Source organism: Rhodomicrobium sp. R_RK_3, assembly GCF_002198715.1.
Classification (GTDB): Bacteria; Pseudomonadota; Alphaproteobacteria; order Rhizobiales; family Rhodomicrobiaceae; genus R-RK-3.
In genome coordinates this window covers 247,262-261,954 of sequence record NZ_MWLK01000006.1, presented here as the reverse complement: position 1 = coordinate 261,954, position 14,693 = coordinate 247,262, and the positions used below count along the sequence as shown (strand labels likewise).

Annotated in this window: 12 protein-coding genes; 9 read left to right on the top strand and 3 right to left on the bottom strand. The window is 65.0% G+C overall.

All coding sequences use genetic code 11. The features are described from left to right. Positions 1 to 42: 42 nt before the first annotated feature. Positions 43 to 1,698, bottom strand: coding sequence for an energy-dependent translational throttle protein EttA (ettA, locus tag BLEFHOIH_RS03245; RefSeq protein WP_088343052.1), 1,656 nt, complete (start codon positions 1,696 to 1,698; stop codon positions 43 to 45). A 100-nt stretch (positions 1,699 to 1,798) separates the two neighbouring features. Next, positions 1,799 to 2,809: an adenylate/guanylate cyclase domain-containing protein gene (locus tag BLEFHOIH_RS26060; RefSeq protein ID WP_125461562.1), complete on the bottom strand. Its 1,011-nt coding sequence runs from the start codon at positions 2,807 to 2,809 to the stop codon at positions 1,799 to 1,801. Between the two features lie 224 nt (positions 2,810 to 3,033). Here BLEFHOIH_RS26060 and BLEFHOIH_RS03235 point away from each other — a divergent pair, with 224 nt between their 5' ends. From BLEFHOIH_RS03235 to BLEFHOIH_RS03200, 8 genes are all read left to right on the top strand, one after another. Continuing rightward, the gene (locus BLEFHOIH_RS03235) at positions 3,034 to 3,744 is read left to right on the top strand and encodes a Crp/Fnr family transcriptional regulator (protein ID WP_170936968.1); all 711 of its coding nucleotides are present in this window, start codon (positions 3,034 to 3,036) and stop codon (positions 3,742 to 3,744) included. A 616-nt stretch (positions 3,745 to 4,360) separates the two neighbouring features. Then, positions 4,361 to 5,107 carry a hypothetical protein gene (locus tag BLEFHOIH_RS03230; RefSeq protein WP_088343049.1) on the top strand — a complete coding sequence of 249 codons (747 nt, stop codon included), beginning with the start codon at positions 4,361 to 4,363 and terminating at the stop codon, positions 5,105 to 5,107. Positions 5,108 to 5,176: 69 nt separating this feature from the next. Beyond that, positions 5,177 to 5,839 (top strand): hypothetical protein, encoded by a 663-nt coding sequence (locus BLEFHOIH_RS03225; protein WP_088343048.1) that lies wholly within the window; start codon positions 5,177 to 5,179, stop codon positions 5,837 to 5,839. Continuing rightward, a complete protein-coding gene (locus BLEFHOIH_RS03220; protein ID WP_088343047.1) occupies positions 5,836 to 7,104 on the top strand; it encodes a hypothetical protein in 1,269 nt (422 codons plus the stop codon). Before BLEFHOIH_RS03225 ends, BLEFHOIH_RS03220 begins: the two co-directional genes overlap by 4 nt. Next, positions 7,058 to 8,014, top strand: coding sequence for a MoxR family ATPase (locus tag BLEFHOIH_RS03215; RefSeq protein WP_088343046.1), 957 nt, complete (start codon positions 7,058 to 7,060; stop codon positions 8,012 to 8,014). Before BLEFHOIH_RS03220 ends, BLEFHOIH_RS03215 begins: the two co-directional genes overlap by 47 nt. Then, the gene (locus tag BLEFHOIH_RS03210) at positions 8,011 to 9,321 is read left to right on the top strand and encodes a DUF58 domain-containing protein (RefSeq protein ID WP_088343045.1); all 1,311 of its coding nucleotides are present in this window, start codon (positions 8,011 to 8,013) and stop codon (positions 9,319 to 9,321) included. The genes BLEFHOIH_RS03215 and BLEFHOIH_RS03210 overlap by 4 nt, the downstream gene beginning before the upstream one ends. Further along, positions 9,321 to 10,379, top strand: coding sequence for a stage II sporulation protein M (locus BLEFHOIH_RS03205; RefSeq protein ID WP_245296847.1), 1,059 nt, complete (start codon positions 9,321 to 9,323; stop codon positions 10,377 to 10,379). Before BLEFHOIH_RS03210 ends, BLEFHOIH_RS03205 begins: the two co-directional genes overlap by 1 nt. Then, positions 10,379 to 11,278, top strand: coding sequence for an RDD family protein (locus tag BLEFHOIH_RS03200; protein ID WP_088343044.1), 900 nt, complete (start codon positions 10,379 to 10,381; stop codon positions 11,276 to 11,278). Before BLEFHOIH_RS03205 ends, BLEFHOIH_RS03200 begins: the two co-directional genes overlap by 1 nt. 193 nt (positions 11,279 to 11,471) lie before the next feature. Here BLEFHOIH_RS03200 and BLEFHOIH_RS03195 read toward each other — a convergent pair whose 3' ends face one another. Continuing rightward, the gene (locus BLEFHOIH_RS03195) at positions 11,472 to 12,560 is read right to left on the bottom strand and encodes an excisionase family DNA-binding protein (RefSeq protein ID WP_088343043.1); all 1,089 of its coding nucleotides are present in this window, start codon (positions 12,558 to 12,560) and stop codon (positions 11,472 to 11,474) included. A gap of 220 nt (positions 12,561 to 12,780) precedes the next feature. On the opposite strand from BLEFHOIH_RS03195, the gene BLEFHOIH_RS03190 reads away from it, so the two are divergent. Next, positions 12,781 to 14,379 (top strand): GMC family oxidoreductase, encoded by a 1,599-nt coding sequence (locus BLEFHOIH_RS03190; RefSeq protein ID WP_088343042.1) that lies wholly within the window; start codon positions 12,781 to 12,783, stop codon positions 14,377 to 14,379. Positions 14,380 to 14,693: the final 314 nt, after the last annotated feature.

The window sequence follows — 14,693 nt, the reverse complement described above, 5'->3', positions numbered from 1 at the left end:
GCTTAAATGCGCGAGGCGAGCGCCCTTTCGGGCGCGCCGCCTTTAGCGCTCGAACCGCCGGAACGTCACCCGGTGCGGGTCCGTTGCGTGCTCGCCCAATCTCCGGCGCTTGTCCTCTTCATAGGCCTCGAAATTGCCCTCGAACCATTCGACATGGCTGTCGCCCTCAAAGGCAAGGATGTGGGTGGCGATGCGGTCGAGGAAGAAGCGATCATGGCTGATGACGATGGCGCAGCCGGGGAAATCCTCCAGCGCCGCTTCCAGCGAGGACAGCGTCTCGACGTCGAGATCGTTGGTCGGTTCGTCGAGCAGCATCAGATTGCCGCCCTGCTTCAGCATCTTGGCCAGATGCACGCGGTTGCGCTCGCCGCCCGAGAGCTGGCCGACCTTCTTCTGCTGGTCGGCACCCTTGAAGTTGAACCAGCCGCAATAGGCCCGGCTCGGCACTTCTCGCTTGCCCAGCATGATCATGTCGTTGCCGCCGGAGATTTCCTCCCAAACGTTCTTCTTCGGGTCGAGGTCGTCGCGCGACTGGTCGACATAGCCCAGCTTCACCGTCTCGCCGAGCCGGATCGAGCCGCTATCGGGCTGTTCCTGGCCGACGATCATGCGGAACAGCGTCGTCTTGCCGGCGCCGTTCGGACCGATCACGCCGACGATGCCGCCCGGCGGCAGCTTGAAGGTCAAATTCTCGATCAGCAGCTTGTCGCCGAACGCCTTGTTGACGCCGTCGGCTTCCAGCACGACGCCGCCGAGGCGCTGGCCGGCGGGAATGGTGATCTGCGCCTTGCCGGTCTGCTCGCGCGCCGCCTGCTCGGCCAGTTCCTCGTAGGATTTGACGCGGGCCTTGGATTTGGCCTGCCGCGCCTTCGGGCTCGCCCTGATCCATTCCAACTCGCGGGACAGCGTGCGCTGGCGGGCCTCTTCCTCGCGGCCTTCCTGGGCGAGGCGCTTGGATTTCTGCTCCAGCCAGGCCGAGTAGTTGCCCTTATAGGGCACGCCCTGGCCGCGATCGAGTTCCAGCGTCCATTCGGTCAGGTTATCGAGGAAATAGCGGTCGTGGGTGACGAGGATGACGCAGCCGGCATAGCTTTTCAGGAAGCGCTCCAGCCAGGCGGTGGTTTCGGCGTCGAGATGGTTGGTCGGCTCGTCGAGCAGCAGGATGTCGGGTTTCGACAAGAGTAGCCGGCAGAGCGCCACGCGGCGCCGCTCGCCGCCGGAGAGCTTGGTGACGTCGGCATCGCCCGGCGGGCAGCGCAGCGCATCCATGGCCTGCTCGACCTGCGCGTCCAGATCCCACAGGTTCTGCGCGTCGATGATGTCCTGGAGCTTGGCCATCTCGTCGGCCGTCTCGTCGGAATAGTTCATCGCCAGCTCGTTGTAGCGGTCGATCAGCGCCTTCTTCTCGCCGACGCCCTCCATCGCATTGCCGAGCACGTCCTTCGTCGCGTCGAGCTGAGGTTCCTGCGAGAGATAGCCGACCTTGATGCCTTCGGCCGCCCAGGCCTCGCCGACGAATTCGGTCTCCTGGCCCGCCATGATCTTCATCAAGGTCGATTTGCCCGAGCCGTTGACGCCGACGACGCCGATCTTGGCCCCCGGCAGGAAGGACAGGCTGATGTCCTTGAGCACCTGCTTTCCGCCCGGATAGGTTTTGGAAAGTTTCTGCAGGACATAGACATATTGCGTGGCGGCCATGGGGGTCCATCGGTGCGTTGAAGGGGGTTTGACGCGGTTTTAGACCTGTGCGCGGCAATCCTCAAGGAAATCGCGCCCGTCACGGCCGAATTCGAGAAGTTTAAGGCTCGACGAAGGCGAATTTGATCCGGCTCTTGATCTGCGGCACCCGGCTCTCATGCAGCACATGCCGGATGAGCCGCTGCAATTCCGCTCGCTTGGCGCAGGTCGACTGATCCGATTGCAGCACCGCGCGGATCTTCACAAGCATGTTTACGGCGAGGAAAATATCGCCGCTGTCAAAGGCATGCGCGATGAAGTCGCTCATCGATTGCGAGGGCGCCCAGAAGCGCGGCGTTTGCCCGCTTTCGCCGGCGCCGCATTCGACCGAGATCGGAAACATCAGCGCCCGCGCTTCATTCAACTTACGCGAGAAATGCCCGTAGATCGCCTCCAACGGCAGATCGCGACCCGTATCGGGGCTTGCAAGCAGCTCGTCGAACCCTTCCGAGACCGATAGTTTGGCGGCCTTCATGTAGAGGTCCATCAGCAGCGAAGTGACTTTCGGATCAAGGATCTGCCGTCCATGCACCGGCGGCTGTGCCTTGCGCTGGACGATTCCCGCGGCGCCCGGCGGCTGCCAGCGCCAGACCAGCACCGGCTCGGCAATGTTCTTTAATTGCCGCTCTCCGATCGGCAGCAATTCTTCGCCTAGTGCATTCTTCGTTTGCATATGGATACTATGTGAGATGCAAATGCCACCCGGCGGCGCAATCTCTTCTAGCCGCACGGCAACATTAATTCCCTCGCCATGAAAATCGTTTTCCGTCAGAATAACGTCACCGAGATTAACGCCCATTCTGAAGTCGATTTGAATATCAAGCGGGGAAGCAGTCTTGCGTTCTGCCATGATGCGCTGTACATCCACAGCAAATTCCATGGCGTCCAAGGCGCTGTTGAATGCCAAAAGCGAGCCGTCCCCCATTAGACGGATCACCCGGCCCTTATACTTAGTAACCGCAGGGGTAATCACTTCCTGCTGTAGAATGCTGAGCTTAGACAGTGTGCCCAGCTCATTTTGACCCATAAGGATACTGTAGTTCACAACGTCCGCGGCTACGATGGCGGTCAACCTCCGCTCCATAGCGACCTCACTCAATGTATTTTAAATTTTGAAATTCTTGCGAGAGATACTTAGGATGAATAAACCATGGGTTGTATACAGGGATTATTTTACGTTCAATCCGTATTTGTCCGGACAGGCCCTTCGAAAGGCTGGCTCCGACTACGCGCAGTTTTCCATTAACTTTGAAGCGGGGACATCACATGCGGCAGGGTTCGGTGGGGGCAGAGATCATGAACCGTCAGTTCACAATCGCCGGTAAGACGCCGCTGAGCGCCATTCCGCTGCTTTCGACGATTTCGGCCGAGAGCCTGCGCAAGATCGAAAAGCACGCCAAGCGCATGAGCTTCGGTAAGGGCAAGGAAATCATCGCGCGCTCGGAAGATATGAACGACGTCTTCCTGCTGGTGTCGGGCATGGCGCGGGTCATGGTGTTCTCGGCGAGCGGCAAGGCGGTCGGCTTCCGGCGCATCGACGCGGGCGATCTGTTCGGCGAGTTCTCCGCCATCGACGGCGAGAAGCGCTCGGCCTCGGTCGAGGCGGCGACGCCCTGCGTGGTGCTCTGCATGGGTTCGGCGCTGTTCCGTGATCTGATGGAAAGCGATCCGGCCTTCATGAATGCGGTGCTGGGGCATCTCGTCCGGCTGCTGCGGTCGCTCACCGGGCGCATCATCGAGTTCAGCACGCTCGCCGTAAAGAACCGTATCCACAGCGAAATCCTGCGCATGGCGCGGCTGACCCATGACGGCAGCGGCGAATATCAGATCAGCCCGGCGCCGACTCATTCGGAAATCGCCGGGCGCATCAGCACGCACCGGGAGGCGGTGTCGCGCGAGATCAGCCGGCTGAAGGCGCTCGGCATCATCGAGCGGCGGGGTCGGGTGATGGCGGTGAAGGACTTCCCCCGGCTCGAGCGGATGGTGCACGAGGCGAGCGGCGAGTAACCCGACCGCGCGCTCCGATTGTGTTGGCGAAATGTCACAACCGTGCTCGAATGGGTTCGGTTGTGCAGATTGCCACTTCACACCTCCGCCCAATTGGTTAATCTCGCCTAACAACAAGAACACGGCTTAAAGCGAAAGCCCTTATCCAGCGTATTATGAATAAGGGATATATAATGCGGGTTGATTATGAGCATATTTCTTTCATAGCGCGATGTTTTTGAGGCGTTTGTAATACATAATGACCGGCCGCTTGGTCGGATGATTTGATCGAAAGCAATTAATACTGAAGCGTCCGCTTTATAAGGACCGAATATTAGATCGAAAATTGCTAGCAGCCCCCTCTGCAGCGCCACGCGCGGTGCTGCAGAACCTCCGGCCTCGGGCTGGCGGAGCTTTCCGCCAACCCGGGCTTTTCGCCTCCCGGCACCGGAAATGATTAAATCTGCTCTTCCTCCCCCGAGGGAGAGCAGTTTTTTTCTTGCAGCGTTACCGGGCCATCAGGCACATCCGGAATCTCTGGGATATGCTGGGCCCGGCCCCGGCATTCCTCATGAGACATTCACGATCTCGCCGTAGACTCGGCGGCCCGTGAGCGGGAGGGAGAGGGAGGGATGCGATGGTCGACGTGACGGCAGGCGCCAGCGGAGTGACCGGGCGGGAGTTCCGCATCGGTAAGGTGATCTCGAAATCCTTCAGCATCTTCGCCGCCCATTTCGGCACATTCTCACTCGTCGCCGGCGTCGTTTGGCTGCCGATCGCGCTCTATGGCTATTTCAGCCAGAGCGCCGATCCGAATGCCCAGGGCCTGCAGGCGCTGATCTCCTTCGTCGCGATCCTCTTCCTGCAACCGCTCTCCACCGCCATCATCCTTTACGGCGCCTTCCAGCATATGCGCGGCAGGCCCGTCCGGCTCGGCGAGTCGATCTCGCGGGGCCTCGCACGCTTCCTGCCCCTGGTCGGCGTGATGCTGCTCGCCTTGTTGGGGATCATGCTCGGCGCGCTCCTCTTCATCATCCCCGGCCTGATCTTGCTGGTGATGTGGTATGTCGCGGTGCCGGCCTGCGTGGTCGAGCGCATCGGGCCGATCGCCAGCCTCCGCCGGAGCCGGATCTTGACCAAGGGCCACCGCTGGAAGCTGTTCGGGCTCTATGTCCTTGTCGCGCTGATCAGCGGCATCGTCGGCGGCCTCTTGCCGATCGCCGGCAGGGCGGTCGGCGGCCCGGTTGGCGTGCTGCTCGCCCAATGGGTGTGGCAGGCCGTGGCGCAGGCTTTCAGCAGCGTGCTGATCGTCGTCGCCTATTACGATCTGCGCGTCGCCAAGGAAGGCATCGACATCGAGCGGATCGCCGTGGTCTTCGATTGAGGCTGAAAGCCGGCGGCGCTTTCGCCGCCGCCGCATTTGCCGGCGGGGGACCGGGACGGAGATGAGGCGTTGAAGGGTCTGGCGATTTCAGGCGCGGCGGCGCTGGCCGCTCTGGCTCCGGCATGGCGCGCCTGCGCCCAGACCGCCGCGCAGATCCAGCAGGCCGCCGCCGAAGCCATCGCCGAACTCGATTTGCAGACGGCGTTTCCCGCCAATATCGACCGCGACGCCGGCTGGTCGCTCGACCTGCCCTATATCAATTTCAGCACCTGGATGCTCTGGGCGGGCCTTGCCATCGCACTCGCCTGCGTGCTCTACGCCTTCCGCGACGAACTGCCGGTGCTGGCCGGGCTCGGCCGCTCGCGCAAGTGGCAGCAGGGGCAGAACGCCGGCGGCTCCGGCCAGGTCGACGCCGCCCGCCAAAGCGGTCTCGCGCCCGACCAGCTAGCCGCCGAGGGCCGCCATGTCGAGGCCATGCACGCGCTGCTTCTGGCCGCCATCGCCGAAATACGCCTTCGCCTCGGCGAGCCCTTCGCCGATTCGCTGACCAGCCGCGAAATCCTGCGCAGCGCCCGCCTGCCCGACGAAGGCCGCGCCTCGCTGCGCGACCTCATCACCCGGGTCGAGCTGTCCTATTTCGGCGCCTACCCGGCGGCGCAGCCCGATTATGCCGCCTGCCGCTCCAGCTTCGAGGCGCTGATGCGCGCGCTCGGCGGAGGCGCGCGCGCATGACGGCGCCCACCAACGGCCCGCCCGTCTTCGCCAGGCGATTGCTGCTCGGCTTCATCGCCGCCGCCATCGGCACTTTCGTGCTGTCGCTCTATCTGATGACTCGCGAGGATCACGGCGTCGACCGCTTCGGCCCGAGCAGTTATTCCTCGTCGGCCATCGGCTATGCCGGTATCGCCGCCGTGCTGGACACCCTCGGCCTGTCCGCCGTCAAGAGCCGCAGCAATTCGGTAAAAAAGGCGGAAGACGGCCTCTTGGTCGTCGCCGAGCCGCGCATCACCGGCGTCACCGAGACCGCCCTCCCGGCCCTGATGAAGGCCAAGAAGATCCTGTTGGTGCTGCCGAAATGGTCCGGCATCCGCGACCGCTCCAATGGCGGCTGGGTCGAGCATGTCATCGAGCGTACCGCCCTCGAAGCCGAGCGCACCCTGGCCCTCGCGCTGGCCGCGCCGAACGTCGCCCGCGTCGAGAAGGTGGAGGGCTGGACCACCAACACCATCGGCCCGGCGCCCGGCATCAGCGCGGGCGTGCATCTGATGAAGTCCGACAAGCTGACCCCGCTGGTCGCCGCCAAGGAGGGCATTCTGCTCGGCGAGATCCGCGACGGCGGGCGCCGCATCTGGGTGCTGTCCGACCCCGATGTGCTCAACAACCAGAGCTTCGGCGCCGAGGGCAAGGGCGCGCTGTTCGGCGTCGAGATGATGAAGGCGCTGCGCGGCGGCGCGGGCCCCATCGTCTTCGACGAGACCGTACATGGCTTCGTCTCGCGGCCGGCGGCGGCGGCGAAGCTGCTTTTCGAATTCCCTTATGTCGTTGTGACCATTCTCGCCGGCCTCGGCGCGGGGCTGCTGCTCTGGGCGACCATGGGCCGCTTCGGTCCGCCGGAAGCCCCGCCGGCTCCGCTGGTCGCGGGCAAGCAAGGGCTGGTCGACAATGTGGCGCGGCTGATGGAATTCGGCGGCCATGAAAAGCTGATGGTGCGCCGCTATGTCGAGGTCACCATCCGCGACGCCGCGCGCCAGTTGCACGCGCCGAAGGGATTGCCGCAATCGGAGATGATCGCCTGGTTGCGGCGCACCGCCGAGGCGCGCAATGTCGGCCGCGACAGCACGGCGATCTTCCGCCGCGCCGACGAACTGATCGAGGCCCGGGGGGCGGGCGACCTGTCGCCATTCGTCGACGTGGCCCAGGATATTTACCGATGGAAGCAGGAGATTTTGGATGGACCTTCAAGACATCCGCGCCGTGACCGAGGGGGTTCGCGGTGAAGTCCGGAAGGCGGTCGTCGGCCAGGACGAGGTGATGGACCTGATGCTGACCAGCCTGCTGGTCGGCGGCCATGTCCTGCTCGAAGGCGTCCCCGGCACGGCGAAAACGCTTCTGGCGCAATCCTTTGCGGCGAGTCTTGCCCTGCATTTCGGCCGCATCCAGTTCACGCCCGACCTGATGCCCGGAGACGTGCTCGGCACCAATCTGTTCAACTTCCAGACCAACGCCTTCATCCTGACCAAGGGCCCGATCTTCACCCAGGTGCTGCTGGCCGACGAGATCAACCGCGCCCCGCCCAAGACGCAGGCCGCGCTGCTCCAGGCCATGAACGAGCGCGCCGTCACCATCGACGGCAAGGACCATGCGCTCGGCGATGATTTCATGGTGGTGGCGACGCAAAACCCGATCGAGCAGCAGGGCACCTATCCGCTGCCCGAGGCGCAGCTTGACCGCTTCCTGTTCAAGATCGTCATCGGCTATCTCGGCCGCGAGGAGGAGCAGGATGTGGTGCGCCGCCACGGCCACCGCTCGGCCATGCCGCGCCTCGCCGATTTCGGCCTGCGCCAGATCGCCGACGGCCGCATCCTCGCCGACGCGCGCGCCTCGGTCGAGACCATCCGCCTGACCGACGCGCTCATCGGCTATATCGTCGATGTGATCCGCGCGACGCGCGAGCATTCCTCGCTGGAAGTCGGCGCCTCGACCCGCGCGGCCAATATGCTGGCCTCCGCCGTCCGCGCCTACGCCGCCTTGCAGGGCCGCGATTTCGTCATCCCGGACGACATTAAGACGCTCGCGGTCCCGGTGCTGCGCCACCGCGTGGTGATGTCGCCCGGCGGCGAGATCGAGGGGCTGACAGCCGACAAGGTGCTGCGCGACATTCTCGAACAGATCCCGGCGCCCAGATGATCCGGCCGACGCGCCGCGCTGTCCTCCTTTTCGCCTGCGGCATTCCCGTGGCGCTGATCGCCATCGCCACCGATCCGGCGCTCTGGCAGCTCGGCCTCTATGTCGGCGCGCTGGCGCTGCTGGCGGTGCTGGCCGACGCGGCGCTGGCCTATCCGACGCGCGCGCTAAATGTCGGCATCGTCACGCCGGAGAAGATTTTCATCGGCGAAGCGGGAGCCGTCGCCGCGACCGTCGCGCCATCCGGCTATCAATGGCCGGCCCGGTTCGAGCTGCTGCTGGAGCAGACCGGCGATGTGCAGCTCGCCCGCATTCTGCCGCTCGATGTCGCGTCGAAAAGCGGCGGCGTCATCGAGCTGCCCGTCATTCCCAGGCGGCGCGGCATCGTCAATGTGGAGCGGCTGTGGCTGCGCTGGCGCGGACCGCTCGGCCTCGCGCAGCTTTCGACCACCGTCGAGATCGGCCGCAGCATCGACGTCGTTCCGAACATTCGCGGCGTGCAAAAAGCCGAGCTGCAATTCATCGCCCATGACGCCATCTTCGGCGAAAAGGTGCAGCAGAAAGGCGAGGGCACCGAATTCGAGGCGCTGCGCGAATACCGCCCCGGCCTCGACATCCGCTTCATCGACTGGAAACATTCCGCGCGGCACCGGAAGCTCGTCTGCAAGGAATTCCGCACCGAGCGCAACCATCCCGTCGTGCTGGCCTTCGACACCGGCCATCTGATGCTCGAGCCGCTGAACGGCATCCCGCGCCTCGACCACGCCATCAACGCCGCGCTTCGGCTCGCCTGGCTGTCGCTCAGGAGCGGCGATCTCGTCGGCATTTACGGCTTCGATTCCGGCATCCGCCATTATTCGCAGCCGGTGCGCGGCACGCGCAGCTTCTCCCGCATCCAGCGCGCCACCGCCCAGCTCGACTACCACACCCAGGAAACCAATTTCACTCTGGCGCTGGCCGAGCTGAACGCCCGGCTGAAGCGGCGGGCGCTGGTCATCATCTTCACCGATTTTGTCGACACCACCACGGCGGAACTGCTGATCGAGAGCATGCAGCGCGTCGCCAACCGGCATGTCACCGTCTTCGTCACCCTGCGCGACAGCTATTTGCAGGAAACCGTCGACAAAGCGCCGAGCCGCTTCGAAGATGTGGCAAAGGCCGTCATCGCGCAGGATTTTCTCAATGACCGCACCATCGTGCTGGAACGGCTGGCCCGCATCGGCGTGCAATGTCTCGACGTGCCGAGCCATGCGCTGCCGGTCGGCCTCATCAACCGCTATCTGCAGATCAAGCAGCGGGGTCTGATCTGATGGACGGCACCGCCCGCAGCGAACCGGACGAGACGCGGATTAGCGCCGAGCCGCCGCGCCCGCAGGTCGTGCTGCGCTCGAGCGAGTTCCGCAAGAAGCGCGAGGAGGATTGGCGCGCGCTGGAAGTGCTGATCGACCGGGCGGAGCGGCGCGGCATCCGCTCGCTGAGCGCGGTCGATGTGCAACGCCTGCCGGTGCTCTACCGCTCGGCGGTGTCGTCGCTGTCGGTCGCCCGCTCGATCGCGCTCGACCGCAACATGCTGGCCTATCTTGAAAATCTATCCCTGCGCGCCTTCCTCGTCGTCTACGGCCCGCGCAGTTCGCTGCTCGACGGGCTGAAGCGCTTCTTCGCCCGCGACTTCCCGCGCGCCGTGCGCTCGGCCGGCCCGCATCTGCTGATCGTCACCCTCGCCATGATCGCGGGCGTCGCCGCCGGGTTCATCCTGACGGTCGGCGACGAGGATTGGTTTTCCGCCCTGGTCCCCGCGGGTCTGGCGGCGGATCGCGGGCCGGAAAGCACGCGCGAGGACCTGCTGACCAAGGAGATCTTCGCGCCCTGGCAGGGAGCGGCGCACGCCTTCGCCATCTTCGCCAACACGCTGTTCCAGCACAATACGATGGTCGGCATCCTGTCCTTCAGCCTGGGCCTCGCGGCGGGTATCCCGACCGTGCTGCTGATGGTCTATAACGGCCTGATCCTCGGCGCCTTCGTCGCGCTGCATTACAATCGCGGCCTGACCTACGAGATCATCGGCTGGCTCTCCATCCACGGCGTCACCGAGTTCACCGCCATCCTGCTCTGCGGCGCGGGCGGCCTGGTCATCGCCGACAAGATGCTGTTCCCCGACCGCTTTTCGCGGCTGCAGAGCCTTGCCGTGCACGGCCGCGTCGCCGCCCAGATCGTCATCGGCGCGGTGCTGCTGTTCTTCATCGCCGCGATCCTGGAAGGCGGCTTCCGCCAGTTCGTGCAGAGCACCGAATTGCGCTACGCCATCGGCTGGGGCATCGGCGGCCTGTGGCTGGGCTATTTCCTGCGCGCAGGACGGAGGCGCGGCTGATGGCGTCTCCCGCTCAACCCACCGACATCCTGCCCGCCGCCGGCCGCAATCACCGCGAGATCATCAGCCCGGAAGGCGTGCCGCTGTCGGTCGAGCTGGCCGATTTCGGCGAGCGCGCCGTCGCCTTCACCATCGATTTCATCCTGCTGAACGCGGCGATCCTGCTGCTCTATCTGCCGCTCTCCTATCTGGTGCTGCTGGATTTCGGCGGCGCCATCCTGACCGGCGTGATGATGTTCGTCGCCTTCCTGGTGCGGAACACCTATTTCCTGCATTTCGAGCTGGCCTGGCGCGGCTCGACGCCCGGCAAGCGCATCACCGGCCTGCGCGTCATCGACCGGCGCGGCGGCCCGCTCTTGCCCTCCGCCGTGATCGCCCGCAACCTGACCCGCGAATTCGAGATCTTCATGCCGCTGATCGTGCTGCTCTCGATCGGCGGCGTCGAGACGGGCAATGTCGCGCAATGGCTGTCCTTCGCCTGGATCCTCGCTATCGGCGCCATCCCCTTCCTCAACCGCGACCGCATGCGCGGCGGCGACCTGATCGCCGGAACGATGGTGATCGCCCTGCCGCGCCGCGCGCTCTTGTCGGACCTTGCCCAGCGCGACGCCCTGTTCAGCTTCACCGACAAGCATCTGACCGCCTATGGCGCCTATGAATTGCAGGTGCTGGAGGAGATCTTGCGCGGCGCCCAGACCGAGGCCTATTCCGCCGACATGCTGCGCCAGGTCGGCGAGAAGATCCGCCGTAAGATCGGCTGGCGCGAGCCGGTGCCGCTGGAGAGCGAGGCGATGTTCCTGCGCGATTTCTATACGGCCGAGCGGGCGTTCCTCGAGCGCGAGCAGCTTTTCGGGAAGACCAAGGTCGACAAATACAGCCAGCCGGTGCGGCGGGTCTGAGCCGGGAGCGGTGCGTGCTCAAACGACGCCATCCGCCCCGATTCGCAGCCGTTCCCTCTCCCATGGGCAGACGGTTAGGGTGAAGGGGGGAATGCCTATCCGATAGTTTGCAACTCCTCACCCGGCACGCTTTCAGCGCGCCACCCGCTCCCACTGGGAGACGGGAAGAAGCGGCGCGCTTCCGGACCGGCACTCAATGCCGCGGCTGCCGGTTGAGCGCCTTGAGCGCCCAGCGCAATTGGCGGTCGGTGGCGCGCAGGCGGACTTCGTCGGAGGCGAGCGCCGCCAGCGCCAGCAGGGTCTGCGCGCGCTCATCGTCGAGCCGGCGCGGCGCGTAGTCGAGGACGCAGATCGAGCCGAGCGCGAAGCCGTCCGGGTCGACGACCGGCGCGCCGGCATAGAAGCGGAAATTCGGCCCGCCGGCCACCGCCGGATTGTCCGCGAATTCCCGGTCGCGCGCCAAATCCTCGACCGCATACATGTCGCGCTGCAGGATGGTCCGGTTGCAGAAGGCCCAGCTTCGCGGCGTCTCCGTCAGCTCCAGCCCCTGGCGCGACTTGAACCATTGGCGGGTGGGCGTCAGCAGCGTCATCAGCGCGACCGGCGCCTCCAGCACGTGGCCGGCGAGCCAGGTGAGCCGGTCGAAGGCTTTCTCCGGCGCCGTATCGACGAGGCCCGAGCGCTCCAGCGCCGCAAGCCGCTGGCCCTCATTCGCCGCCAGCGGATAGGGCGGCGGTTCTCCGGTCCAGGCGGCGGCGTCCTGCTTCTGCATGCCGCGCAAGAGCGCGGGCAGCGCCTCCGGCGACGGCACGCGCGTCAGCCCCCGCGCCGCCGCATCCGGGCCGCCGACCAAAATTACGCGCGTATGCCCCAGCGCCGGATTGGCCGCCAAATGACTGCCAAAAGCCAAGCGCTCCGCGCCCTCGTCGCGCAGATCGATGATGACGGCGGCCGGAAGGCCCGATCCGATGGCGACGGAGGCCGAATACAGCTCGCTATGCGTCTCGAGGCTGTATCCGCCGACGGCCGAGAGCGCATCGTAGGAGGAAAGCCGTTCCGGCGAGGCGAGGACGAGCACGAGGGCCGATGCAGAAGCCTCGGCGGGCGCGGGCTGATCCATCAGCGCCAGCACATCGGCCCGGTCGATGCGGCGGTGTCCGCCGGGGGTCTTCCACGAGCGCAGCGTTCCACCTTCGACCAGCAATTGGGCGGTGCGCACCGAAATGCCGAGCAGCTTCGCCGCCTGCGAGGTGGTCAAAACCTCCCGCTCCCTGTCCGTCATCCGCTCCGAATCCAAACTTGTCTCGCCTTTTTCCACGCCGCGGGGACTGGCCGCAGCCCTTCATCTATACACCCGGCCCGCCGCGATCCAGTGCGCGCCGTTCGCCTTGCAACCAATTTAGGCGCATTTTGCCGCAACGCAAGAAATTTGATAGATTTGATAAAATTGCTAAATATGATACCGAGCTTGGCGTTGATAATTTCAATCGAAGGTGTGCCAGATGGTTTTGAATATCGTCACGGGATCCATTGCCGGCCCGGCCCGCATCGGCGGAGCGAAGGCCGACGGCCATTTTGATTTCATCGTTTGCGGGGCCGGCCCCGGCGGGTCGGTCGTCGCGGCGCGGCTGGCCGAGAACCCCGAGGTGAGCGTCCTGCTGATCGAGGCGGGCGGCAGCGACGACGTGCCGGAAGTGATGAATCCCGGCCAATGGCCGCTCAATCTCGGCTCCGAGCGCGACTGGGGCTTTGCCGCCGAGCCCAATCCGCATCTGAACGGCCGGGCCATCCCGCTCAACATGGGCAAGGTGCTCGGCGGCGGCTCGAGCATCAATGTGATGGTCTGGGCGCGCGGGCATCAGAACGATTGGGAGCATTTCGCCGCCGAATCCGGTGATCCCGCCTGGGGCTATGAGTCGGTGCTCGGGATCTATCGCCGCATCGAGGATTGGCGGGGCGAAAGCGATCCGCTGCGCCGGGGCGTGGGCGGACCCGTTCACGTGCAATCCGCCGCCGATCCGCAGCCCATCGCCCTCGCCATGGTCGAGGCCGCCCGCTCGCTAGGCCTGCCCGCCTTCGAGTCGCCCAATGGCGCGATGATGGAAGGGCGCGGAGGCGCCGCGATCTCCGATCTCATCATCCGGGACGGGCGGCGATCCTCGATATTCCGCTCCTATGTGCAGCCGCGCCTCGGGCAGCCCAATCTCACCGTCCTCACCCATGCCGTGGTGAGCAAGCTGTTGTTTTCGGGACGCTCGGTCATCGGCGTCGACGTCGTCAGGGGCATGGAGCGCTTCCGCTACATGGCCGGGTCGGAGGTGGTGCTCTCGCTCGGGGCGATCAACACGCCCAAGCTGCTGATGCAGTCCGGCATCGGGCCGCAGGACGAGCTTCAGCCGCATGGCATCGAGCTGATCCAGCATCTGCCGGGCGTCGGCCGCAACCACCAGGACCATGTCTCGTTCGGCTGCATCTTCGAATATACCGAGCCGCAGCCGGTCGGCCATGGCGGCTCCGAGGCCTCGCTCTATTGGAAGAGCGACGCCAGTCTCGACCTGCCCGACATGTTCCACTGCCAAGTCGAATTCCCCGTGCCCAGCGCCGAGACCGCATCGCTCGGCGTGCCCGCGCATGGCTGGACCATGTTCGCCGGATTGGCCCATCCCAAGAGCCGGGGCTCGCTGCACCTGACCGGGGGCGATGTCGATGATCCGATCCGGATCGAGGCCAACACGCTCTCGCACCCGGATGATCTGAGGCTCGCCTTCGCCAATATCGAGCTTTGCCGCGACCTCGGCAACGACGCCGCCTTCGCCGGGCTGGTCAAGCGCGAGGCTCTTCCCGGCAAGCTGGGCGCGGCGGACATGGAGGCTTACGCCCGCAATGCGGCGGTCACCTATTGGCATCAAAGCTGCACCGCCAAGATGGGGCGGGATGCGATGTCGGTGGTCGACCACCGGCTGAAGGTCTACGGCATCGATCGGCTGCGCATCGCCGACGCCTCGATCATGCCCGACGTCACCAGCGGCAACACCATGGCCCCTTGCGTCGTCATCGGCGAACGGGCCGCCGAGATGATCCGGGCGGAACACCGGATCTAGGCCGGGTTCGTATGAGAGACCCGGCCAGCAGGTCGCGATCTTTCGCAGCCTCCGAAAGGGCGCAGGCTTGCCCTCTCCCATGGGGAGAGGGCGGCGCGCGCCGGGTGAGGGGGTAATGCCTATCGATGAGGCGAGGCCCTGCCTTAACGATAGGGATTACCCCTCACCCTAACCCTCTCCCCATGAAGACCTTTGCAAAACTTCGATTCCTTCGCCCCGGCCGTTAGAGCCGGGGCCCACTCGCCTCTCCACTTGCCGCAGCAATAGCTGAATATGATTGGGNGCCGCAGCAATAGCGGAAATATGATTGGGTC

What these genes read in the sequence shown, in the direction of transcription:
- ettA (WP_088343052.1), bottom strand. Translation starts at nt 1,698, where the DNA reads ATGGCCGCCACGCAATATGTCTATGTCCTGCAGAAACTTTCCAAAACC.
- BLEFHOIH_RS03235 (WP_170936968.1), top strand. Translation starts at nt 3,034, where the DNA reads ATGAACCGTCAGTTCACAATCGCCGGTAAGACGCCGCTGAGCGCCATT.
- BLEFHOIH_RS03230 (WP_088343049.1), top strand. Translation starts at nt 4,361, where the DNA reads ATGGTCGACGTGACGGCAGGCGCCAGCGGAGTGACCGGGCGGGAGTTC.
- BLEFHOIH_RS03220 (WP_088343047.1), top strand. Translation starts at nt 5,836, where the DNA reads ATGACGGCGCCCACCAACGGCCCGCCCGTCTTCGCCAGGCGATTGCTG.
- BLEFHOIH_RS03215 (WP_088343046.1), top strand. Translation starts at nt 7,058, where the DNA reads ATGGACCTTCAAGACATCCGCGCCGTGACCGAGGGGGTTCGCGGTGAA.
- BLEFHOIH_RS03210 (WP_088343045.1), top strand. Translation starts at nt 8,011, where the DNA reads ATGATCCGGCCGACGCGCCGCGCTGTCCTCCTTTTCGCCTGCGGCATT.
- BLEFHOIH_RS03205 (WP_245296847.1), top strand. Translation starts at nt 9,321, where the DNA reads ATGGACGGCACCGCCCGCAGCGAACCGGACGAGACGCGGATTAGCGCC.
- BLEFHOIH_RS03200 (WP_088343044.1), top strand. Translation starts at nt 10,379, where the DNA reads ATGGCGTCTCCCGCTCAACCCACCGACATCCTGCCCGCCGCCGGCCGC.
- BLEFHOIH_RS03195 (WP_088343043.1), bottom strand. Translation starts at nt 12,560, where the DNA reads ATGACGGACAGGGAGCGGGAGGTTTTGACCACCTCGCAGGCGGCGAAG.
- BLEFHOIH_RS03190 (WP_088343042.1), top strand. Translation starts at nt 12,781, where the DNA reads ATGGTTTTGAATATCGTCACGGGATCCATTGCCGGCCCGGCCCGCATC.